This is a genomic window from Mycobacterium sp. UNC410CL29Cvi84 (assembly GCF_000686745.1).
GTDB lineage: Bacteria > Actinomycetota > Actinomycetes > Mycobacteriales > Mycobacteriaceae > Mycobacterium > Mycobacterium mucogenicum_B.
The window spans coordinates 115,357-136,905 of the sequence record NZ_JMLM01000003.1; the positions used below are offsets into that span (position 1 = coordinate 115,357).

The following is a 21,549-nucleotide window of genomic DNA, read 5'->3' on the forward strand; positions in this document are numbered from 1 at the left end:
CACGCCGGTAAGCGTACTGAGAGAAGTCGGTAAGGATACTTTGACCGGCGTCGTTTCGTGATCACCCTGAGACATTCGGCGTGTTTACTTCTGCGTGTGTCCTGGTTGCTCGTGGTGTGCATTCCCGGGTTGCTCATGCTGGCAACCTTCGGGTTGAGCCGCCTGGAAGCGATGCTCGATACGTCCAAGGAGACGTACACCGCGGCCGACGTCAAAGCCTTTGTCGACAAGGTCAAGACGGCGTGGTCGCAGCAGAGTGCACCCTCGGACACACTGCCGCACCGATCGGCGCCCCGATTCGAGGAACCTCGTGCACTGGCGGCCCCGTCGCCGACGCGCGACAACCCGCTCGGGGCCTTCGGTGAACCCGAATTACCCAGCCGCGCGTATGCCCACTATGCGAGCAATCCGCAATTTCGCGACACTCGCCATGCAAATCGTGTGTAGCGTGGCTGGTTGCGAAACGGCTTACCACTAGACTGACTTTGTTAACCAGTTCACTGGCTAGCTTGCGCGCGTTTTTTATCACTCACCAGCCTTAGGGAGCAACGTGGACGAGATCCTGGCGAGGGCCGGAATCTTCCAGGGTGTCGAGCCCACCGCGGTATCCGCACTGACCAAACAGCTGCAGCCTGTCGACTTTCCTCGCGGACACACCGTGTTCGCCGAAGGCGAGCCCGGCGACCGCCTCTACATCATCATCTCCGGCAAGGTGAAGATCGGCCGCCGGTCGCCCGACGGCCGTGAGAACCTGCTGACGATCATGGGTCCGTCGGACATGTTCGGTGAGCTGTCGATCTTCGACCCAGGCCCCCGGACGTCGAGCGCCATCACCATCACCGAGGTGCGCGCGGTCTCGATGGACCGCGAAGCGCTGCGGGCGTGGATCGCGGACCGCCCGGAGATCGCCGAGCAGCTGCTGCGCGTGCTCGCCCGCCGGTTGCGCCGCACCAACAACAACCTGGCCGACCTGATCTTCACCGACGTGCCCGGTCGTGTGGCCAAGCAGCTGCTGCAGCTGGCCCAGCGGTTCGGCACGCAGGAGGGCGGCGCCCTGCGCGTCACCCACGACCTGACGCAGGAAGAGATCGCCCAGCTGGTCGGCGCCTCCCGCGAGACCGTGAACAAGGCACTCGCCGACTTCGCGCACCGCGGCTGGATTCGCCTGGAAGGCAAGAGCGTGCTGATCTCCGACTCGGAGCGTCTGGCGCGCCGAGCTCGCTAGCAGTGACGCAGAGATGCCCCCGCACGCACAGCGTGTCGGGGGCATCTTGTATTCGTGGCGCTAGGCCGTCCGCAGGTAATCCAGCTGGGCCTGAACGGACTTCTCGGCGGCGTCCCACAGCTTCTGGTCGACGTCGGTGTAGACGTGCTCGACCACCTGCCGCGCCGACGCCTCGTCACCGAGCACCTGCAAGGCGCCGCGCACCTGGTCGAGCCGTTCCTCCCGGTGCGCGAGGTACATGGCGGCCACCGCCGACAGATCCGGTAGATCGGGTCCGTGCCCCGGCAGGACCGTCCGTCCGCGCAGCCCCTGCAGGCGCCGCAGCGATTCCAGGTAGTCGCGCAGGCTGCCGTCCTCGTTGTCGATGACGGTGGTGCCACGGCCCAGCACGGTGTCGGCGGTCAGGACGGCATCGTCGACGACGAACGACAGCGAATCGGCCGTGTGCCCCGGCGTGGCCAGGACCGTGATCCGCAGGCCCGCGGCGTCGATCACCTCGCCGTCGGTGAGCGGTCCGCCCAGCCCGCGCAGAAAACCACTGCCAACCGAGCGCACCACCGCCCCCGTCAGCGCGACGAGCTTGTCGATGCCGCCGGTGTGGTCGTCGTGCTTGTGACTGATCAGCACCAGCGGGATCTTGCCCAGTGCCGCGATCCGCTCGAGGTGCGCATCGTCGTCGGGTCCCGGGTCGACGATGACCATCTCGTCACTACCGCGCCCGCGCAGCACCCAGGTGTTGGTGCCGTCGAGCGTCATGATCCCCGGGTTGTCGCACAGCAGTACCGAGGCCGATTCGGTTACCGGCCTCAGCACGCCGTACGCCGGATGGGTCATCCGACCTCGACGATCAACTCCACCTCGACCGGCGCGTTCAGAGGCAACTCCGAGACTCCGACCGCCGAGCGGGCGTGCGCGCCGGCGGGGCCGAACACCTCGCCCAGCAATTCGGACGCACCGTTGATCACCGCGGGCTGGCCGTTGAAGCCCGGTGCCGAGGCGACGAAGCCGACGACCTTGACGATCCGCACCACCGAGTCGATGCCGACCAGCGCGTGCACGGCGGCCAGCGCGTTGAGACCGCAGAGCCGGGCCAGGGCCTTGCCGTCTTCGGCACTGACCTCGCCGCCGACCTTGCCCTCGGCCAGCAGACTGCCGGCCTGCATCGGCAGCTGTCCCGAGGTGTAGACGAGGTTTCCGGTCCGGACTGCGGGAACGTAAGCGGCAAGGGGCGCAACGACTTCCGGCAGCTCGATGCCGAGCTCGGCCAACCGGTCCGAGACGCTCACTTCGGCCGCTTCAGGTACGCGACGTGCTGCTCACCGCTCGGGTTGGCCAACACCGACACCAGCTCCCACCCGTCCTGGCCCCACTGGTCCAGGATCTGCTTGGTGGCGTGGATCAGCAACGGGACGGTGGCGTACTCCCACCGGGTCGGTTCGCTCATGCCGCCGAGCTTATCGGCCGAGGGGTACCGCATGGTTAACATGCTGGGGTGACCTCCGAATCGACGGGCCAAACCCATACCGGTTGGCCCGCGCGCCTGGACCAGGCGCGCCTCCATTTCGTCACCGGCAAGGGCGGTACCGGCAAAACCACCGTCGCTGCCGCGCTGGCGCTGGCGCTGGCCGCAGGCGGCCGCAGCGTCCTGCTGGTCGAGGTCGAGGGGCGGCAGGGCATCGCCCAGCTTTTCGACGTGCCACCGCTGCCGTACGGGGAGCAGAAGATCGCCACCGCCGAGGGCGGTGGGCTGGTCAACGCGCTGGCCATCGACACCGAGGCCGCGTTCCTGGAATACCTGGACATGTTCTACAACCTCGGCATCGCCGGCCGCGCCATGAAGCGCATCGGCGCGGTCGAGTTCGCCACCACGATCGCGCCCGGCCTGCGTGACGTCCTGCTCACCGGCAAGATCAAAGAGGTCGTCGTCCGCAACGGCAAAACCGCCAAGGAACTGAAGGGACAGCGGCCCTACGACGCCGTCGTGGTCGACGCCCCGCCGACGGGTCGCATCTCGCGCTTCCTCGACGTCACCAAGGCCGTCTCGGATCTCGCCAAGGGCGGGCCCGTGCACTCCCAGGCCGACGGCGTCGTGAAGCTGCTGCACTCGGAGCTCACCGCCATCCACCTGGTCACGCTGCTGGAGGCGCTGCCCGTGCAGGAGACGCTGGAGGCCATCGAGGAACTACGGGAGCTGGAGCTGCCGATCGGCAGCGTCATCGTCAACCGCAACATCCCGGCCTACCTGTCGCAGGACGATCTGGCGAAGGCCGCCGAGGGCGTCGTCGACGCCGACGCGGTGCGCGCGGGACTGGCCGACGCGGGAATCACGTTGTCCGACACCGACTTCGCCGGACTGCTGACCGAGACCATCCAGCACGCGACGCGCATGATGGCGCGCGCCGAGAGCGCCGAGGCGCTCGACGCCCTCGAAGTGCCCCGCCTCGAACTGCCCGCCCTGCCCGACGGGGTCGATCTGGGCAGCCTGTACGAACTCGCCGAAGCACTCGAACAGCAAGGGGTTGGCACAAAATGAGCGGCAAGCCCTTGAAGCTCGACATGCACGCGATCCTGTCGGACACCGCGAACCGCGTCGTGGTGTGCTGCGGCGCGGGCGGCGTCGGCAAGACCACGACGGCCGCCGCGATGGCGCTGCGGGCCGCCGAGTACGGCCGCACCGTCGTGGTGCTGACGATCGACCCGGCCAAGCGCCTGGCGCAGGCCCTCGGCATCAAGGACCTCGGCAACACCCCGCAGCGGGTGCCACTGGCGCCGGAGGTACCGGGTGAGCTCTACGCGATGATGCTGGACATGCGCCGCACCTTCGACGAGATGGTGGTGCAGTACTCCGGTGAAGACCGCGCCGACGCGATCTTGGAGAACCAGTTCTACCAAACCGTCGCGACGTCGCTCTCGGGCACGCAGGAGTACATGGCGATGGAGAAGCTCGGCCAGCTGCTGGCCGAGGACAAGTGGGATCTGGTCGTCGTCGACACCCCGCCGTCGCGCAACGCGCTGGACTTCCTGGACGCCCCGAAGCGCCTCGGCAACTTCATGGACAGCCGCCTGTGGAAGCTGCTGCTCGGACCGGGCCGCGGCATCGGCCGCCTCGTCACCGGCGCCATGGGCCTGGCGATGAAGGCACTGTCCACCGTGCTGGGTTCGCAGATGCTCTCCGACGCAGCCAGTTTCGTCCAGTCGCTGGACTCGACGTTCGGCGGTTTCCGGGAGAAGGCCGACCGCACGTACGAACTGCTCAAGCGCCCTGGCACCCGGTTCGTCGTGGTCTCGGCCGCCGAGCCCGACGCGCTGCGCGAGGCGTCGTTCTTCGTCGACCGGCTGTCGCAGGAGCAGATGCCGCTGGCCGGCCTGATCCTCAACCGCACGCACCCCATGCTGTGCGACCTCACCGCCGATGCCGCCGACGAGGCGGCGGGCAAGCTGGAGAAGTCCGGCCAGGACGCCGACGCGCTGGCCGCGGCGACGCTGCGGATCCACGCGAACCGCACCGTCATCTCCAAGCGTGAGGTGCGGCTGCTGTCGCGGTTCACCGGGGCCAACCCGCACGTGGCGTTGGTGGGCGTGCCGTCACTGCCGTTCGAGGTGTCAGACCTCGAGGCGCTGCGGGCCATCGCCGATCAGATCACCGGCGACATCGTCAAGGCGTAAAGCCCGAACCCGAACAACGGAAGTCCGCAGAAAACTGCGGACTTCTGTTGTGTCAGAAGGAAAATCAGACCGCGTTGCGGTGCTTGCGCTGGGTCGCGAAGAACTCGGCCCAGGACACCACCTCGGGGTGCTGCTTGAGAAGGGCGCGGCGCTGACGCTCGGTCATGCCGCCCCACACGCCGAACTCGACGCGGTTGTCGAGGGCGTCGGCGCCGCACTCGACGATCACCGGGCAGTGCCGGCAGATGACTGCGGCCTTGCGCTGTGCGGCGCCCCGGACGAACAGCTCGTCGGGGTCGGCCTGCCGGCATCGGGCCTGCGAAACCCAGGCGATCCTGGCTTCGGCTTCAGGTTGGACCACACCCTGCATCGCGCCGTTTCCGGCCTTGGGAGCGATTGTCGCGCGAACTACTGGCTGTGTACCTGTCACCAGCGATCCCTTCGTCACACCGTCTCCCGACGGCCGAGTCCTCCCGAGTAGGTCGCTGATGCGATCTACGCCACATTGCGGCTAGTAGTGTTACCTAGATCGCATTGTGTGTTCAAGTTAGGTGGTCAGGGGCCTATTGCGCAATGGGTCTGGGGCCGCTTTTTTGGGACGTGTGTCCAAACGTTAATTTTTGCCCGTGTCGCAGCCCCCTAGATGCCCTGGGGACGTGGTAATCGACCAGCACTCAGCTGCTGGCCACCACGGTCGCTAGGCTGTACCCCATGTCCGAGCGACCGCAGAACCGTCCGCCGACCGCGGTCACCGTCATCAAGTTGACGTGGTGCGTTCTGCTCGCTGCCGTGGTGCTTGCCGCGATGATGTTCCCGCTCATCGGGGGTGCCGGCCTGATGTCCAACCGGGCATCCGACGTCGTCGCCAACGGTTCGGCCCAGCTGGTCGAAGGTGATGCGCCCGCCGTATCCACCATGGTCGACGCCAAGGGCAACCCCATCGCGTGGCTGTATTCGCAGCGTCGCTTCGAGGTTCCGAGCGATCAGATCGCCAACACCATGAAGCTGGCCATCGTCTCGATCGAGGACAAACGGTTTGCCGAGCACAACGGGGTTGACTGGAAGGGCACGCTGACGGGCCTGTCGGGCTACATGTCCGGCTCCGCCGATACGCGTGGTGGATCGACCCTCGAGCAGCAGTACGTGAAGAACTACCAGCTGCTCGTGGTCGCGCAGAGCGACGCCGAACGGCGGGCCGCCATCGAGACCACCCCGGCACGCAAGCTGCGCGAAATCCGGATGGCGCTGACCCTGGACAAGACGTTCACCAAGTCCGAGATCCTGACGCGCTACCTGAACCTGGTGTCGTTCGGTAACGGCGCGTTCGGCATCCAGGACGCCGCCCAGACGTACTTCGGCATCAACGCCAACCAGCTGAACTGGCAGCAGGCCGCGCTGCTCGCCGGCATGGTGCAGTCGACCAGCGGACTGGATCCGTACGTCAACCCCGACGGCGCCCTGGCACGCCGAAACCTGGTGCTGGACACCATGATCCAGAACGTCCCCCAGGAAGCCGACGCCCTGCGCGCCGCCAAGGCCGAGCCGCTCGGCATCCTGCCGCAGCCCAACCAGCTGCCCCGCGGCTGCATCGCCGCCGGTGACCGCGCCTTCTTCTGCGACTACGTCCTCGACTATCTGTCGAAGGCCGGCATCAGCAAGGACCAGGTGGCCAAGGGCGGCTACCTGATCCGCACGACGATCGACCCCGACATCCAGAACTCGGTCAAGTCGTCGATCGACGGCATCGCGTCCCCGTCCATCGACGGCATCGCCAGCGTCATGAGCGTCATCCGCCCCGGCAAGGACAACCACCAGGTGGTGGCGATGGCCAGCAACCGGACCTACGGCCTGAACACCGCGGCCGGGGAAACCATGCAGCCACAACCGTTTTCGTTGGTCGGTGACGGCGCCGGCTCCATCTTCAAGCTGTTCACCACGGCCGCCGCCCTGGACATGGGCATGGGCATCAACGCGCAGCTGGACGTGCCCGGCCGGTTCGAGGCCAAGGGCCTGGGCAGTGGTGGCGCCAAGGGCTGCCCCAAGGACAAGTGGTGCGTCGAGAACGACGGCCGCTACCGGGGCAGCATGAACGTCACCGAAGCGCTGGCGTCGTCGCCGAACACCGGGTTCGCCAAACTCATCTCGCAGATCGGTGTCCCGCGGACCGTCGACATGGCGGTCAAGCTGGGGCTGCGGTCCTACGCCGCGCCGGGCACCGCCCGCCCGTACGACCCGAACAGCAACGAGAGCCTGGCCGACTTCATCAAGCGCCAGAACATCGGCTCGTTCACCCTGGGACCGTTCGAGGTCAACGCCCTCGAGCTGTCCAACGTCGCGGCGACGCTGGCGTCGGGCGGCACGTGGTGCCCGCCCAACCCGGTGGACAAGGTGTTCGACCGGCACGGCAACGAGGTCTCGGTGACCACCCAGACCTGCGAGCAGGCGGTCCCCGAGGGTCTGGCCAACACCCTCGCCAATGCGATGAACAAGGACGCCATCAGCGGCACCGGCGCCGCGGCCGCACAGTCGGTGGGCTGGACCTTGCCGGTATCGGGCAAGACCGGCACCACCGAGGCCCACCGGTCGTCGGCGTTCCTGGGCTTCACCAGTGCCTACGCCGCCGCCAACTACATCTACGACGACTCGCCCACCCCGTCCGACCTGTGCTCGTTCCCGCTGCGCCAGTGCGGCCGCGGTGATCTCTACGGCGGCCACGAGCCGGCCCGCACCTGGTTCACGGCGATGAAGCAGTTCACGCCACCCAACGTGGTGATGCCGCCGACCGACCCGCGCTATGTCGACGGCGGGCCGGGCTCGAAGGTGCCGAGCGTCGCCGGCATGGACCTCGACCTGGCGCAGAACCGCATCAAGGAAGCCGGCTTCCAGTTGTCCGCGCAGCCGTCGTGGGTCAACAGCACCGCGCCGTCGGGTCAGGTGGTCGGAACGTCGCCGTCGGGGCAGACCATCCCCGGCTCGATCATCACGATCCAGGTCAGCAATGGCATCGCGCCGCCGCCTCCGCCGCCACCGCCAGTGGGGATTCCGGGCCTCGACGGCCTGCCGCCGGTGCAGATCGGGTCGACGGTCGTGGAGATTCCGGGCCTGCCGCCCATCACCGTGCCGGTCCTCGGCCCCCCGCCCCCATAGGCCCGGCCGAAACCTCAGAACGACCTAAGCCAACCCTGTGGGCTTTCTAACGATGACCAGCGACAACGGGCCAACTCCCGCGGTGAGCAAGTAGGCTGCCTGCATGTCTGCCATCGCCCGCAACGCAGCCGTCACCGTCGCCGGAACCCTGGCTGCGGGCCTCGCCTACGCGTCGCTCATCGAGCGCAACGCGTTCGTGGTCCGCGAGGTCACCATGCCGGTGCTGACGCCCGGTTCGTCGCCGCTGCGGGTGCTGCATCTGAGCGATCTGCACATGATGCCGGCGCAGCGTCGCAAGCAGGCGTGGCTGCGCGAGCTGGCCCGCTGGGAGCCCGATCTGGTGGTCAACACCGGCGACAACCTCTCGCACCCGAAGTCGGTGCCGGCCGTGGTGCAGGCGATGGGCGATCTGCTGGCGGTGCCCGGTGTGTTCGTGTTCGGCAGCAACGACTACTTCGCGCCGAAGCCCAAGAACCCCGCCAACTACCTGTTCAGCAAGCACAAGCGGATCACCGGTCGGCCGCTGCCGTGGCAGGACCTGCGCGCGGCGTTCACCGAGCGCGGCTGGCTGGACATGACCCACACGCGGCGCGAGATCGAAGTCAACGGGCAGCTCATCTCCGTCGCCGGGGTCGACGATCCGCACCTCAACCGCGACCGCTACGACACCATCGCCGGACGTCCCAACCCGGCCGCCAACCTGTCGCTGGGCGTCACCCACGCGCCGTACACCCGCGTGCTGGACCGCTTCGCCGACGACGGCTACCAGCTGGTGCTGGCCGGCCACACGCACGGCGGGCAGCTGTGCGTGCCGTTCTACGGCGCGCTGGTGACGAACTGCGACATCGACACCTCCCGGGTGAAGGGCCCGTCCCGCTGGGGTGCCCACACGCAGCTGCACGTGTCGGCCGGTCTGGGTACCTCGCCGTACACGCCGGTCCGCTTCTGCTGCCGGCCCGAGGTGACGCTGCTGACGCTGGTGGCCGCGCCCACCGGCGGTGGGCACACCGGTATCGGCGCCGACATGACGCAGCCGGCCGTCTCGGCACGGTGACCTCGCCGGTGGCGGAGCGCAGCGTCGACCGCGGCTGGGTCGACAACGCGGTGCGCCTCATCGAGGCCGACGCCCGGCGCAGCGCCGACACCCATCTCCTGCGCTATCCGTTGCCCGCTGCCTGGAGCGCGAGCGTCGACGTCCAGCTGTATCTGAAGGACGAGAGCACGCACATCACCGGCAGCCTCAAACACCGGCTGGCCCGGTCGCTGTTCCTGTACGGGTTGTGCAACGGCTGGATCGGTCCGCACACGACGGTCATCGAGGCGTCCTCCGGGTCCACCGCGGTGTCCGAGGCGTATTTCGCGGCGCTGCTGGGGCTGGAGTTCATCGCGGTGATGCCGTCGTCGACGAGCGCGGCCAAGATAGAACTCATCGAAAATCAGGGTGGCCGTTGCCATTTCGTCGAGCAGTCGTCACAGGTGTACGACGAGGCGGAGCGCCTGGCGCGCGAGACGGGCGGCCACTACCTGGATCAGTTCACCAACGCCGAGCGCGCCACCGACTGGCGGGGCAACAACAACATCGCGGAGTCGATCTTCTCGCAGCTGCGCGACGAGGCCCATCCGATTCCGGAGTGGATCGTGGTCGGTGCGGGCACCGGCGGCACCAGCGCCACGATCGGGCGGTTCCTGCGCTACCGGCGCCATGCCACCCGGCTCTGTGTGGTGGACCCGGAGAATTCGGCGTTCTATCCGTCGTGGGCCACAGGCGACCGGGAGGTGTTCACCGGGGCGTCGTCGCGCATCGAGGGCATCGGCCGGCCGCGGGTGGAGCCGTCGTTCCTGCCCGGCGTCGTGGACGCCATGGTGTGCGTGCCGGACGCGGCCTCAGTGGCCGCAGCGCGGCACGTGAGCAAGGTGCTGGGCCGACGAGTGGGGCCGTCCACGGGGACGAACATCTGGGGTGCGTTCGGGCTCCTGGCCGAGATGGTGGCGCAGGGCCGCAGCGGATCGGTGGTGACGCTCCTCGCCGACAGCGGTGACCGCTACGCCGACACCTACTTCGACGACGCGTGGGTCAGCAGCCGCGGGCTGGACTCGGCCGACGCCGCAGCGGCGCTGGCGGAGTTCGAGCGCTCCGGCCGCTGGGAGTGATCCTGACGACCCAGCCAGGCCGCCCGGTAGTCAGAAGTCGCGAACAGCCACAGCGCCGCCAGACCGAAGAATCCGCAGTAGAGCAAAGCTCCCAATCCGGTCATGTTCGTTCCTCGCTTTCTGGCGTTCGGTTGCCGTTCATCAGAGTTACCCGTTTTAACGCACGTTGCGCAAAAATCCATCCCGTGAATGGACGTGATCTTCGCCGCTAACCCCGCCCACCAGCGGCTATCTCTCCCGGCTAGGGCCGTTTGGCTTCTGAGGGCACCCGTGCGATAGGCTGTCGAAGCTTCACGCGGGGTGTGGCGCAGCTTGGTAGCGCGCTTCGTTCGGGACGAAGAGGTCGTGGGTTCGAATCCCGCCACCCCGACAAGTGAGCAAGGCCCTGACCAGGGAAATCTGGTCGGGGCCTGCTTCGTTCCCGGGCTCGCCGTTCGGTTGCGGGCACCTGCCCAGCGACGAGGTCGGTCCGTGCCATCACCGGCGAATCCCGCCGGAAAAGTACGTGAGTGCAATCGTGACTACGAACTGCCCGTGGTTACCGCGCTCAGGGACCTCTGCCGCCCGAAATAAGTACCTGGGTTCAATCAGCGGAGGCGCATGCGCCTGATGGTTGACGCTACGCACTCCTCCGGCCCAGTCCGACCGAGTGACCCATGCGCAGCTCGTCACCACCGACGTCCCCGCCGCGACGTGATCACTCTCACGAGCCTCATATTGGGACATCAATGTCCCATTTTCGGCTAATCGTGCTACTTTTGACACATGGCTGAATTGAAATCGTTCGACACTGGCGTGCGGTCGCGCACCCGGAAGGCGATTCTCGATGCCGCCACCGCCGTCCTGGCGACCAATCCCGCGGCGTCGCTGACCGACATCGCCACGGCCGCCAACGTCGGCCGCAGCACGTTGCACCGGTACTTCCCCGAGCGGTCCGAGCTGATCCGCGCCGTCGCGCTGTACGTGCACGAGATGTGCAACGCCGCCATCGACAAGGCCGAACCGGCCTGTGGTCCCCCACTCGCGGCGCTGCGCCGGGTGGTCGAATCCCAGCTGGACCTCGGACCCATCGTGCCCTTCGTCTACAACGAGCCGACCATCGTGGCTGATCCGGAGTTGTCCGCGATCCTCGATACCGGCGACGAGGCGATAGCCGAAGTGCTGGCGCGGGTTTCGGCACGACCGCAGACGAGCCCACCGGAGTGGCCGCGCCTGGTTTTCTGGGCCCTGCTCGACGCCGGATATGAGGCACTGCGCCGGAACATCGCGCCGCGGGTCGAGATCGTCGACGCCATCATGGCCAGCCTGACGGCCGGCACCATCACCCCGGATCAGTCCTGATCCCCACGAATCTGCTTTCATCTCAACAAGTTAGGTAGTTCTCATGTCCACCAGTCTCGTCACCAACGAGGTGACGAACCGGACCCCGCAACGCCATTGGTGGGCGCTGGCAGTGCTGATGCTGCCCGTGTTGCTCGTCTCCATCGACAACACGGTGCTGGCCTTCGCGCTGCCCCGCATCGCCGAAGACTTCCGCCCGTCGGCCGCCACCCAGTTGTGGCTCGTCGACATCTATTCACTGGTGCTGGCAACACTTTTGGTGACCATGGGCAGCCTCGGTGACCGGTTCGGCCGGCGCCGGCTGTTGCTCATCGGCGCCGTCGGGTTCGCCGTCATCTCGGCTGCCGCGGCATTCGCGCCCAGCGCCGGGTACCTGGTCGCCGCGCGCGCCGCACTCGCCGTGTTCGGCGCCATGCTGATGCCGTCGACGCTGTCACTGATCCGCAACATCTTCACCGAGGCCACGTCGCGCCGGCTCGCGATCGCCATCTGGGCGTCGTGCTTCGCGGCCGGCTCGGCCCTGGGCCCGATCGTCGGTGGCCTGCTGCTGCAGCACTTCCACTGGGGCGCGGTCTTCATGATCGCCGTGCCGATCCTGCTGCCGCTGCTGGTACTGGCGCCCAAGCTGGTGCCGGAATCGCGGGACCCGAACCCGGGCCCGATCGACGCGCTGAGCGTGCTGCTGTCACTGGTGGCCATGCTGCCGATCGTGTGGGCGATCAAGACCTCCGCACATGACGGCGTCTCGGCGGTGACGCTGGCGGCCGTCGTCCTGGGCGTCGCTGCGGGCGTCTGGTTCGTGCGTCGGCAGAACAGCAGTGCCACACCGATTCTCGACATGCGACTGTTCCGAAACGGCCCGTTCACGGCGTCGATCCTGGCCAACTTCCTGTCGATGGTGGGCCTCATCGGGTTCCTGTTCTTCGTCTCGCAGCACCTGCAGCTGGTACTCGGACTGGCCCCGCTGACCGCCGCGCTGGTCATGTTGCCGGGAGCGGCGGCCTCGACCATCTCGGGCATCGCCGTCGTGCGGCTGACCAAGCGGTTCGCGCCGCAGACGCTGATGGTCACCGGTCTGCTCCTGGTGGCCGCCGGCTTCCTGCTCATCGTGCTGTTCCGTCACGACCTGACGATGGTCGGCGTCATCGCGTCGTTCACCGTGCTGGAGCTGGGTGTCGGTGTGTCGCAGACGATCTCGAACGACACCATCGTGGCGTCGGTGCCGCCGGAGAAGGCCGGCGCGGCGTCCGCGGTGTCGGAGACCGCCTATGAGCTGGGCGCGGTGATCGGCACCGCCGGGCTGGGCACCATGTTCACCGCGTTCTACCGCGCGAACGTCGAACTGCCCGGCGCCCTGTCACCCGCGCAGTCGGCCGACGCCGGCGAGAGCATCGGCGGCGCGATCTCGGTGGCCCGGACCCTGCCCGCCGAGCTCGGCAACCACCTGATGGAGTCGGCACGCGTCGCCTTCGATTCGGGGATCGGCGCCACTGCGGCAACCGCCGCGACGCTGGTTCTGATCGCCGCGGCGATCGTGGGCGCCGCCTTCCGCGCCCGGCAGTAAACCCTGAATGCACTGTGGCCCCATCGCCTTTCGGCGGTGGGGCCACAGTCGCGTAGGAGTTACTTGCTGCCGGATTCGCCCTTGGCCGCCTTGGGCGCCTTCGGAGCCTTGGTGGCGCCCTTGATGGCGCCTGCGATCGACTTCGCGACCTTGGACACGGGGTTCTGCGCCTTCTTGGTCTTGGGCGCGGTGTCCTTGGGCGTGGTCACGGTGTCGGCATCCTTGTTCGCACCCTTGGTGTCCGTCGCCTTGGTGTCGGCGGCCTTGGTCGCGCCCGTGGCGTCGGTGCCCTTCGCGTCGGCGCCCTTGGCATCGGCATCCTTGGCGTCCGCCGCCTTGGTGTCAGCAGCCTTGGTGTCAGCAGCCTTGACGTCGGCGTCCTTGCTGGACGTGTCCTTCGCCGCGTCGGTCGGCGGTGCTGCCTCGGTCGAGGTCGCCGCGGTCGCCGTCGCTGCCTTCTTCGTCGTCGCCGTGTCGGTCGAACCGGCGGCAGAGGACTCCGTGGCCGTCTTCGTGGTCTCGGCCGCCGGCGCCGCTGCCAGAGCGGCAGTTGTCGTTGCGGCGACGGGGACGGTGACGCCGCCCGGTGCGTTCGGGTTCACGTTCAGCGCCGTGATGATCCGGTTGACGATGTACGGAACAGTGCCGGTCTCAAAATCGGTGACATTCTTCTGAATGTTCTGCACCAGGCTCACCACGTTGTTGAGCACGCCGTTGTAGATGGTGCCCGGATTCAGAGTGAGCACCGACTGCAGGATTCCCGTCACGCTCTTGACCACCTGCTGCACCACCGGCGTGGTTCCGAGGCACGAGCCGCAGCCGATTCCGACGGTCGAGATCGCCAGGCCGGCGACCAGAGCGGTCACCGAATCCAGCACCGCGGGCACCATGGCCTCCGCCACGGCCAACGGTTGCTGCAGGATGTTCTGCACCGGCCCGTTGATGCCGGTGATCAACTGCAGCCCGCCCGGGAGCAGACCACCCACCAGCGAGTCGATGGCGCCGTTGACGTTGAGCGTGCCGAGGTTCCCCAACACGTTGACGAGGGTGCCCGGCAACGCGCCACCGAGGGTGAACGTCGCGCCGGTGATGTTGCCGATCAACTGCATGCCCTGCTGCACGCCGTAGTTGGCGTCGAGCACCACCTGGCGCACCAGCGGGTTCACGCTGGTCTCCACCATGTAGCTGGTTTGCCCGACGGTCTCGGCCAGCGCGTTGTAGATGTTGCCCAGTGCCACGATCGGGTTGACCAATGCCGTCAGCTGCACATCGGAAACCTGCACGTGCGGAACGGCCGGCAGATGCGTTGGAGTCTGCGGCACCACCGGCGCCACAGCAATCACGCTCGCTCCTGCGAGGGCAATGCCCGCAGTGACATACGGCTTCATTGTGAGCTGCATTTGAGTCCTCCCAGTTATCGCGACACCCGTGTGGCGCAGAAATTTACCCCTAGTAGATAGGCATTTTTAACGAACCTACACATTTCCCAGCTAACCAAAATCGACCCGTCAGGAAATTGTCAACCTCGTTAGATTGCTACTCCAGCGGGCAAGTTAGCTGCGCTACCAATTCAGCAAATTGGTTGAGGAGAACCGCCCAAATCGCGACCATTCACGGCACAACGAGTTCACAGCGTGAGGAGACCCACGTCACACCATGCAGCGAACGGATTGTCCAGCACGCCACAAACGCGGTGCGTCGATAAATTGCAGTTTCAGCAAATTACGCTACGCGTAACTTGCGCACGCGTCAGTCGTAGCCGCGGACAGCCCACCGCGAACGCCTCGCGCAGACCCGGCGTCCACATGGTGAGACGGTGCGTCGAGCCTGAGCGCGCCGCGGGATTCATGCGGCCGAAGTTTGCCGGCGGCGGGCGATCCCGCCGGCCACCGACGTCGCCACGACGGTCAGCAGCGCGCCGAGAATCAGCGCCGACGGCTCGCCGGGACTCAGCAGCTGCTGCTGGGTCCCCAACGTGGCGGCGGCCACCGGAACACCCAGTTGCGCGGCCGCCAGCACCGCGAGCGACAGCGGCTGCCCGAACAGCCGGCCACTGAGATGCGCCAGCACCGCTCCCACGCCCAGCGCCACACCCAACCCGATCAGGTCCGGGTGCGCACCGAGTTCTCGCACCTGCAGCGATGCGCCGAGCCAGACGAAGAACAACGGTGCGAAGAACCCCTCGGTGATGCCGAACAACTGGCGCGCCAGCCGGCGCGGCTCGCCGATCGCCGACAGGCACAGGCCCAGCGCAAAACCCGCGAGCATGATCGACACGTGCGTCGACTTCGCCAGCGCAGCCAGGCCGAACAGCACGATCAGGCTGATCCTCAGCTCGAGCGCCAGGTGCCGGCTGTGCGAGTACTTGTGCATCCGCTTGAGCCACCCGCGTTTGGCTTCGTACCGCAGGAAGAAGTACAGGAGGACCGCGCACGCGGCGATCGCGAGGACGCCCACCGCCGCGCGCGGGGCACCGGCCGGATTGATGACCAACGGCAACAACACGATCGACGCGGCGTCGGCTATCGCGATCTGCGCGGTGACCGACAGCACCGACGGTCCCGTCAACCCCAGGGACTGGATGACCGGCAGCGCCAGCGCCGCCGAGGACGACGCCATGAGGACCGCGTACAGCGGGGCGTGGCCCGTGCCGAACAGGTGGGCGATGACCGTGCCCAACGCCGCGGCGAACGCGCCCACCACGACCGCCCGCAACAGTGCTCTGGGGAGGTCACCCCGTAATGACTTGTCGCGCACCGGTACATGGGTCCCGACGATGAACATCACCAGCGCGAAGCCGATGTCCGCCAGCAGCACGAACGTCGGGTTGTCCGCGTCGACGATGCCGAAACCGGTGCGGCCCACGACGATTCCGGCCGCAAGTTCGCCGACGATCAAGGGCACCCGCAGCTTCGGCACGGCCGCCAGCAGGGGCCCCACGAGGCCGATGACGGCCACCAGCGCCAGGGCATGGAATCCGAAGTCGCCCATCGTCAGCCGGCTGCCACCTGGGCCGGCTCGTCCAGCCACGTCATCGCCATCGCCACACCCTAAACGCGGCGGCTCCGGGGCGGGCGTGACGCAGCCAACTCCCAGCGGACTGTTGCAACTCGATAGTTTACGATATATCGTTAATGCATCGGAGGCGCACAGAGCGCCTCCCGCCGAAAGAGAGAACACATCTATGGAAACCCCATTCACCCCACCCGGCCGCCCGTTCGACGGCGGCCCCTTCAATCATCCCTCCCACGGCGGTGGCTTCGGCTTCACGCCCGGCGACCGTTCGCCGTTCGTCGGTCCCGCCGACCGGCGCGCCCGGCACGACGAACGTCGCGCCGCCCGTCGGGAGATGCGCGAACAGTTCCGTGACCACGTGCGCGACCACCGCGGCGAGAGCGGCTTCGGATTCGGACCGGGCTTCGGCCCTGGTTTCGGTTTCGGACCTGGTTTCGGCCCCGGCTTCGGTGCCGGTCCCTTCGGACCGGGCGGCCCCCGCGGACGCCGTCACGGTGGCCGCGGACGTACCAGTGGTCGCAGCCGGCGCGGCGACGTGCGTGCCGCGATCCTGAAGCTGCTCACCGAGCGGCCGATGCACGGCTACGAGATGACGCAGGAGATCGCCGCGCGCAGCGACGGTCTGTGGAAGCCCAGCCCGGGCTCGATCTACCCGACCCTGCAATTGCTGGAGGACGAGGGCCTGATCAAGCCCGCCGAAAGTCATGGCAGCAAAAAGACTTTCGAGCTGACGGAGGACGGCCGCACCGCCGCCGACGCGATCGAGACCGCACCCTGGGAAGAGATCGCCGAAGGCGCCGACCCGGCCGCCTTGAACCTGCGCAACGCGCTCGGTCAATTGTTCGGCGCCGTCGCGCAGTCGGTGCACTCGGCGAATGCCGAACAGCAGCAACGCATCCTGGACATCGTGAACAACGCCCGCCGCGAGATCTACCAGATTCTCGGCGAGTCCGACTAGCGTTAGCCTGGCTGCATGACGACGTACGCGCTCGGTCAGCACCAGGTCCACCGGATCGGATTCGGGGCCATGCAGCTGCCCGGGCCCGGCGTTTTCGGCCCACCACGTGACCATGACCAGGCGCTCGCCGTGTTGCGACGCGCGGTGGAACTCGGCGTCAACCACATCGACACCGCGCAGTTCTACGGCCCCGACGTGGCCAACCAGCTGATCCGCGAGGCCCTGCATCCCTATCCGCAGGGCCTCGCGCTGGTCAGCAAGGTCGGCGCCTGCCGGGACGACGCCGGCGGCTGGCTCCCGGCACAGCAGCCCGACGAACTGCGGTCCGCGATCGAGCAGAACCTGGAAACCCTCGGCACCGACCGGCTCGCGGCGGTGAACCTGCGGGTCATGGGACCCGATGGCGATCCCAGCGCGCCGGGCGAGGTCGACCGAGAGCTGTTCGACCGTCAGCTCACCACCATGATCGCCGCGCGCGACGAGGGGCTGATCGGCGGCATCGGCCTCAGCAGCATCTCCCTCGGACACCTCGAGATAGCGCTGCAGCGCACCGACATCGTGTGTGTTCAGAACGCCTACAACCTCCTCGAGCGGTCCTCGCAGCCCGTGCTGGACGCCTGCGCCGCACGCGGCATCGCGTTCGTCCCCTTCTTCCCGCTGGGATCGGCGTTCAATCCGGAGAACCCGGTGCTCGGTCACCCCGAAATCCGCAAGGCGGCAAGCGAACTCGGCCGGACGCCGGCGCAGGTCGCGTTGGCCTGGACCCTGGCCGCGGCGCCCAACATGCTGCTGATCCCCGGCACGTCGTCCGTCACGCATCTCGAGGAGAACCTCGCGGTGGCCGACATCGAGGTGCCCGCCACGTTGACCGAGGCACTCCGATGAGTGCCGACATCGACCGCATGCCGCGCGGCGGTCCGCGCGCGTCATGCCTCGATCGCGCGCTCGAGACGGACCAGCCGGAATACCTCGACCGTGACGACGTCGACCCCGCGATCAAGCGCAGTGTCGTGCGCGCGCTGGAGCTCACCGGCAACTGGTTCGGCCTCCATGAGCGCTTCGCCTACATCGTCATGGACGAAGTCGCCGACGTCCCCGATCCCCGCATCCTCGAACTGGGGGCCGGGCACGGGGGTCTGTCGAAGAAGGTGCTGGAGATGCACCCCACGGCAACGCTCACGGTCACCGATCTCGAGCCGGACTCGGTCGCGGCGATCACCGCCGGTGACCTGGGTTCCGATCCGCGCGTGACGGTGCGCGGCATGGACGCGACAGCCATCGACGCCGCCGACAGTGCTTATGCCCTGGCTGTTTTCGCGTTGTCGTTCCACCATCTGCCGCCGTCCGCCGCCGTCCGGGTGCTTGCCGAGGGCACCCGGGTGGCGGACAAGTTGCTCATCATCGACCTGCCCCGGCCACCGTCGCCTCTGCATCTCCTGCGGCTGGCCACCATGCTGCCGCTGGCGCCGTTCGTGCCGTTCGTGCACGACGGCGTCATCAGCTCACTGCGGACCTACAGTCCGGCCGCGCTGCGGGCGCTGGCCGACGCCGCCGGCGTCGACATCGAGTTGCGCGGCGGCGTGTGCACGCCGCAGATCGCGGTCGCCACCCGACGTTAGATTTGCGGCCAATTCCGCGGCGTACTTTGGACCCATGACGGAATCCAACGAAGTGATGGACTGGGATAGCGCCTACCGGGAAGAGGGCGGATTCGATGGACCGCCGCCGTGGAACATCGGTGAACCACAGCCCGAGTTGGCCGCGCTGATCGCGGCGGGCAAGGTCACCGGCGACGTGCTCGACGCGGGCTGTGGCCACGCGGAGCTGGCCCTCGCGCTGGGCGCGGCGGGACACACCGTGGTCGGTATCGAACTCTCCCCCACCGCGGTCGCCGCCGCGAAACAGGCTGCCGCCGAACGGAACCTGACCAACGCGACATTCGTCCAGGACGACATCACGTCGTTCACCGGATTCGACGGCCGCTTCGACACCATCTTGGATTCGACGCTGTTCCATTCGCTTCCCGTGGAAGCCCGCGACGCCTACCAGCAGGCCGTGTTCCGTGCCGCCGCGCCTGGCGCCAAGTACTACATCCTGGTCTTCGCCAAGGGCGCGTTCCCCGCCGAGGCCGACCAGAAGCCCAACGAGGTCACCGAGGACGAACTGCGCGAGGCCGTCGGCAAGTACTGGGCCATCGACGAAATCCGCCCGGCCTTCATCCATGCCAACATGCCCGCGCGGCTGCCCAGCGGCCCCGACCAGCCCACCTTCGAGATGCCGCCCCACGGCCTCGACGAGAAGGGCCGCATGAAGATGCCGGCATTCCTGCTCACGGCGCACAAGGCCTGACGGTCAGGTCGACGCAGCAGTCAGCGCACCGGCGAAGGACTCCAGTTCGTCTTCGGTGACGTCGACATGCGGCGAGACCCGCAGCACCGGAATCTTCATCTCGAACGGCGCCCGCTCGACGCCGGCCACGGTCGTGACGACGTGGTGTTCGGTAATCAGCTTGGTGCGCACGGAGTTCGGGTCGGCGCCACGCGTCGGCTCGAGCGTGGTGATGGCCGTCGGCTCATCGACATCCTCGACCACGCGCCATCCGGACAATCCGGCCAGCGCGGTGCGTGTCAGGCGTCCCACCTCGGCCAGCCGCGCCCGCACCAGTTCCGGACCGGCCACCAGATGTTCTTCGAGGGCCTTCGAAAAGGCTACGCGGGCAGCCACATTGGCCTCACCGAGGTCAAGCCGTTTCAGCACCGGCAGCGGTGTCCCCCATTCCGGCAAGGGAATGCGCGGCCGAAGCCGGTGCGACACAGACGAACTGATCGCCAGCACCCCGACGCCGCGCGGCCCGGCCAGCCATTTCCGCGACGACGCGTAGATGACGTCGGGAGCCACCGCGCAGTCCAGATGACCCAGCGCCTGTGCCGCGTCCACCGCCACCGGCACACCGATCGCATGACACGCCGCCACGAACTCCGACAATGGCTGGGCCACCCCGCGGTGGCTGCCGAGCGCCGTCAGATGGGCCAGCGCCGGCGGGTCACCCTGCATCAGCGCGACCGCCACTTCGACGTCGAGACGCCCCTGGCCGTCGACGGGCAGCTCGCGGACGGTGAATCCGTTGGCTTCCATCACCACCAGGTTGGGGCCGTATTCGCCCGGCAGACAGGCGACGGTCTTCTCGCCGTCCCAACTGCTGAGCAGGAGGTTGAGCGCATTGTTGGAACCCGTGGTGAACACCACGTCGCCGGCGGACATCCCGGTCAGCGTGGCCACCGCCGCCCGGCCGCCCTCCAACACGGGTTCTGCGGATTCGGCGGCGACATAGCCGCCGACCTGCGCTTCCAGCCGGGCATGCTGGGCCGCCGCGTCGATGACGGCGAAGCTCTGCCGCGAGCAGGCGGCGTTGTCGAGATGCAGGCCCGCCGGTGTGGGCCGGGCAGCGCGCCACAGACGCGCGACGGCGGAGTCGGCCCCGGTCACGTCCGCAGGTCCGGCTTGACCGCCAGCGACAGCCCGAAGTCCCCGGCGGGGTCGGTCCACCAGTCGGTCTGCTGCAGCCCGGCGGCCGCCAACTCGGCCGCGACGCCCTCGGGGCGGAACTTGCACGACACCTCGGTCAACATCTCCTCACCCGCCTCGAACTCCACCGACAGATCCAGCTCACGTATCTGAATCCGTTGCGCGGCAACGGACCTCAGCCACATCTCGATACGCTCGTTTTCGGTGTTCCATCGTGCCACATGTTCGAAGCGGTCGAGATCGAAATCGGCATCCAGCTCCCGGTTCACCACCGCGAGGACGTTGCGGTTGAACTGCGCGGTGACCCCGGCGCTGTCGTCGTAGGCGGCCACCAGTCTGGCGGTGTCCTTCACCAGGTCGGTGCCGAGCAGCAGCGTGTCGCCCGGCCGCATCGCCGCGGCCAGGCTCGCGAGGAACTCCGCGCGCGGACCGGCCGTCAGGTTGCCGATCGTCGACCCGAGGAACACGATCAGCCGCCGGCCCACGACCGGCAACTCGCCCAGGTGCTGCTCGAAATCACCTCGCACGCCGCTGATCTCGACGCCGTCGTACTCGTCGGACAACTGGGTGAGCGCGGCGCTGAGCACGTTCTCGTCGACATCGAACGCCACGAACCGGCGCAGCGCCGCGGCGTCCCGGAACGCGTCGAGCAGGATGCGCGTCTTCTCCGACGTGCCACTGCCGAGCTCGACGAGGGTGTCCGCGCCGGAGGCCGCCACGATCGCACCGGCCGCCTCGTGCAGGATGTGCGCCTCGGTGCGCGTCGGGTAGTACTCGGGCAGGCGGGTGATCTGATCGAACAGGTCACTGCCGACGGCGTCGTAGAACCACTTGGGCGGCAACGATTTCGGCGACTGCGACAAGCCGTCCCGAACATCACGCCGCAGCGCACGCGGCGCCCAGTCGGCGGCGAGATGGTTGGTCAGCAGCGGTGCCGTCTTGCTCGGTGTCATCGTG

At 67.7% G+C, this 21,549-nt stretch carries 21 protein-coding genes and 1 tRNA gene; 14 read left to right on the forward strand and 8 right to left on the reverse strand.

Annotated elements, in window-relative coordinates:
* Nucleotides 1-96: 96 nt before the first annotated feature.
* The gene (locus tag BR47_RS0106765; RefSeq protein ID WP_020100981.1) at nt 97-447 is read left to right on the forward strand and encodes a hypothetical protein; all 351 of its coding nucleotides are present in this window, start codon (nt 97-99) and stop codon (nt 445-447) included.
* Between the two features lie 103 nt (nt 448-550).
* Nucleotides 551-1,225 (forward strand): cAMP-activated global transcriptional regulator CRP, encoded by a 675-nt coding sequence (gene crp, locus BR47_RS0106770; protein ID WP_020100982.1) that lies wholly within the window; start codon nt 551-553, stop codon nt 1,223-1,225.
* 60 nt (nt 1,226-1,285) lie between these two features.
* Here the strand turns inward: crp and BR47_RS0106775 are convergent, their stop codons facing one another.
* From BR47_RS0106775 to sp36, 3 genes are read right to left on the reverse strand one after another with little or no spacing between them, the layout of a single operon-like run.
* Complete coding sequence (locus BR47_RS0106775) at nt 1,286-2,059, reverse strand: MBL fold metallo-hydrolase (RefSeq protein WP_029119002.1); 774 nt, start codon at nt 2,057-2,059, stop codon at nt 1,286-1,288.
* Entirely contained in the window at nt 2,056-2,511 is a 456-nt protein-coding gene (locus BR47_RS0106780) for a RidA family protein (RefSeq protein ID WP_029119003.1), read from the reverse strand. The genes BR47_RS0106775 and BR47_RS0106780 overlap by 4 nt, the downstream gene beginning before the upstream one ends.
* A complete protein-coding gene (gene sp36 / locus BR47_RS29905) occupies nt 2,508-2,669 on the reverse strand; it encodes a Sp36 family protein (protein WP_090562576.1) in 162 nt (53 codons plus the stop codon). Before sp36 ends, BR47_RS0106780 begins: the two co-directional genes overlap by 4 nt.
* Before the next feature lie 48 nt (nt 2,670-2,717).
* Between sp36 and bagA the strand changes: the two genes are divergently transcribed.
* Both bagA and bagB read left to right on the forward strand, forming a co-directional pair.
* Nucleotides 2,718-3,758, forward strand: a complete 1,041-nt coding sequence (gene bagA / locus BR47_RS0106790; RefSeq protein ID WP_020100986.1) for an ATPase BagA — start codon at nt 2,718-2,720, stop codon at nt 3,756-3,758.
* Entirely contained in the window at nt 3,755-4,891 is a 1,137-nt protein-coding gene (gene bagB, locus BR47_RS0106795; protein ID WP_020100987.1) for an ATPase BagB, read from the forward strand. Before bagA ends, bagB begins: the two co-directional genes overlap by 4 nt.
* A gap of 64 nt (nt 4,892-4,955) precedes the next feature.
* Here the strand turns inward: bagB and BR47_RS29910 are convergent, their stop codons facing one another.
* On the reverse strand, nt 4,956-5,261 hold the full coding sequence (locus tag BR47_RS29910) for a WhiB family transcriptional regulator (RefSeq protein ID WP_020100988.1): 306 nt from the start codon (nt 5,259-5,261) through the stop codon (nt 4,956-4,958).
* Nucleotides 5,262-5,602: 341 nt separating this feature from the next.
* Here BR47_RS29910 and ponA2 point away from each other — a divergent pair, with 341 nt between their 5' ends.
* From ponA2 to lfrA, 6 genes are all read left to right on the forward strand, one after another.
* Complete coding sequence (gene ponA2 / locus BR47_RS0106805) at nt 5,603-8,038, forward strand: transglycosylase/D,D-transpeptidase PonA2 (protein WP_020100989.1); 2,436 nt, start codon at nt 5,603-5,605, stop codon at nt 8,036-8,038.
* Between the two features lie 103 nt (nt 8,039-8,141).
* Entirely contained in the window at nt 8,142-9,092 is a 951-nt protein-coding gene (locus BR47_RS0106810; RefSeq protein ID WP_020100990.1) for a metallophosphoesterase, read from the forward strand.
* The gene (cds1, locus tag BR47_RS0106815; protein ID WP_020100991.1) at nt 9,089-10,189 is read left to right on the forward strand and encodes an L-cysteine desulfhydrase Cds1; all 1,101 of its coding nucleotides are present in this window, start codon (nt 9,089-9,091) and stop codon (nt 10,187-10,189) included. Before BR47_RS0106810 ends, cds1 begins: the two co-directional genes overlap by 4 nt.
* 296 nt (nt 10,190-10,485) lie before the next feature.
* Nucleotides 10,486-10,559, forward strand: a tRNA-Pro gene (locus tag BR47_RS0106820).
* A 395-nt stretch (nt 10,560-10,954) separates the two neighbouring features.
* On the forward strand, nt 10,955-11,530 hold the full coding sequence (locus BR47_RS0106825) for a TetR/AcrR family transcriptional regulator (RefSeq protein WP_029119004.1): 576 nt from the start codon (nt 10,955-10,957) through the stop codon (nt 11,528-11,530).
* Nucleotides 11,531-11,573: 43 nt separating this feature from the next.
* On the forward strand, nt 11,574-13,094 hold the full coding sequence (lfrA, locus tag BR47_RS0106830; protein ID WP_029119005.1) for an efflux MFS transporter LfrA: 1,521 nt from the start codon (nt 11,574-11,576) through the stop codon (nt 13,092-13,094).
* A gap of 59 nt (nt 13,095-13,153) precedes the next feature.
* On the opposite strand, the gene BR47_RS0106835 is transcribed toward lfrA, so the two are convergent.
* Nucleotides 13,154-14,437 (reverse strand): hypothetical protein, encoded by a 1,284-nt coding sequence (locus tag BR47_RS0106835; RefSeq protein ID WP_141772190.1) that lies wholly within the window; start codon nt 14,435-14,437, stop codon nt 13,154-13,156.
* A 502-nt stretch (nt 14,438-14,939) separates the two neighbouring features.
* Nucleotides 14,940-16,085 (reverse strand): cation:proton antiporter, encoded by a 1,146-nt coding sequence (locus tag BR47_RS0106840; RefSeq protein WP_029119007.1) that lies wholly within the window; start codon nt 16,083-16,085, stop codon nt 14,940-14,942.
* Between the two features lie 193 nt (nt 16,086-16,278).
* Here BR47_RS0106840 and BR47_RS0106845 point away from each other — a divergent pair, with 193 nt between their 5' ends.
* From BR47_RS0106845 to BR47_RS0106860, 4 genes are read left to right on the forward strand one after another with little or no spacing between them, the layout of a single operon-like run.
* Nucleotides 16,279-17,067, forward strand: coding sequence for a PadR family transcriptional regulator (locus tag BR47_RS0106845; protein ID WP_029119008.1), 789 nt, complete (start codon nt 16,279-16,281; stop codon nt 17,065-17,067).
* 15 nt (nt 17,068-17,082) lie between these two features.
* Nucleotides 17,083-17,952, forward strand: a complete 870-nt coding sequence (locus BR47_RS0106850) for an oxidoreductase (protein ID WP_029119009.1) — start codon at nt 17,083-17,085, stop codon at nt 17,950-17,952.
* Nucleotides 17,949-18,686 carry a class I SAM-dependent methyltransferase gene (locus tag BR47_RS0106855; RefSeq protein ID WP_029119010.1) on the forward strand — a complete coding sequence of 246 codons (738 nt, stop codon included), beginning with the start codon at nt 17,949-17,951 and terminating at the stop codon, nt 18,684-18,686. Before BR47_RS0106850 ends, BR47_RS0106855 begins: the two co-directional genes overlap by 4 nt.
* A gap of 34 nt (nt 18,687-18,720) precedes the next feature.
* Nucleotides 18,721-19,416, forward strand: a complete 696-nt coding sequence (locus tag BR47_RS0106860; protein WP_036426884.1) for a class I SAM-dependent methyltransferase — start codon at nt 18,721-18,723, stop codon at nt 19,414-19,416.
* Between the two features lie 3 nt (nt 19,417-19,419).
* On the opposite strand, the gene egtE is transcribed toward BR47_RS0106860, so the two are convergent.
* Nucleotides 19,420-20,553, reverse strand: coding sequence for an ergothioneine biosynthesis PLP-dependent enzyme EgtE (gene egtE, locus BR47_RS0106865; RefSeq protein ID WP_029119012.1), 1,134 nt, complete (start codon nt 20,551-20,553; stop codon nt 19,420-19,422).
* Nucleotides 20,550-21,545 (reverse strand): L-histidine N(alpha)-methyltransferase, encoded by a 996-nt coding sequence (egtD, locus tag BR47_RS0106870; RefSeq protein ID WP_029119013.1) that lies wholly within the window; start codon nt 21,543-21,545, stop codon nt 20,550-20,552. Before egtD ends, egtE begins: the two co-directional genes overlap by 4 nt.
* Nucleotides 21,546-21,549: the final 4 nt, after the last annotated feature.

What these genes read in the sequence shown, in the direction of transcription:
- bagB (WP_020100987.1), top strand. Translation starts at nt 3,755, where the DNA reads ATGAGCGGCAAGCCCTTGAAGCTCGACATGCACGCGATCCTGTCGGAC.
- BR47_RS0106840 (WP_029119007.1), bottom strand. Translation starts at nt 16,085, where the DNA reads ATGGGCGACTTCGGATTCCATGCCCTGGCGCTGGTGGCCGTCATCGGC.
- ponA2 (WP_020100989.1), top strand. Translation starts at nt 5,603, where the DNA reads ATGTCCGAGCGACCGCAGAACCGTCCGCCGACCGCGGTCACCGTCATC.
- BR47_RS0106850 (WP_029119009.1), top strand. Translation starts at nt 17,083, where the DNA reads ATGACGACGTACGCGCTCGGTCAGCACCAGGTCCACCGGATCGGATTC.
- BR47_RS29910 (WP_020100988.1), bottom strand. Translation starts at nt 5,261, where the DNA reads ATGCAGGGTGTGGTCCAACCTGAAGCCGAAGCCAGGATCGCCTGGGTT.
- lfrA (WP_029119005.1), top strand. Translation starts at nt 11,574, where the DNA reads ATGTCCACCAGTCTCGTCACCAACGAGGTGACGAACCGGACCCCGCAA.
- BR47_RS0106810 (WP_020100990.1), top strand. Translation starts at nt 8,142, where the DNA reads ATGTCTGCCATCGCCCGCAACGCAGCCGTCACCGTCGCCGGAACCCTG.
- BR47_RS0106845 (WP_029119008.1), top strand. Translation starts at nt 16,279, where the DNA reads ATGGAAACCCCATTCACCCCACCCGGCCGCCCGTTCGACGGCGGCCCC.
- BR47_RS0106855 (WP_029119010.1), top strand. Translation starts at nt 17,949, where the DNA reads ATGAGTGCCGACATCGACCGCATGCCGCGCGGCGGTCCGCGCGCGTCA.
- BR47_RS0106775 (WP_029119002.1), bottom strand. Translation starts at nt 2,059, where the DNA reads ATGACCCATCCGGCGTACGGCGTGCTGAGGCCGGTAACCGAATCGGCC.
- egtD (WP_029119013.1), bottom strand. Translation starts at nt 21,545, where the DNA reads ATGACACCGAGCAAGACGGCACCGCTGCTGACCAACCATCTCGCCGCC.
- BR47_RS0106860 (WP_036426884.1), top strand. Translation starts at nt 18,721, where the DNA reads ATGACGGAATCCAACGAAGTGATGGACTGGGATAGCGCCTACCGGGAA.
- BR47_RS0106825 (WP_029119004.1), top strand. Translation starts at nt 10,955, where the DNA reads ATGGCTGAATTGAAATCGTTCGACACTGGCGTGCGGTCGCGCACCCGG.
- sp36 (WP_090562576.1), bottom strand. Translation starts at nt 2,669, where the DNA reads ATGAGCGAACCGACCCGGTGGGAGTACGCCACCGTCCCGTTGCTGATC.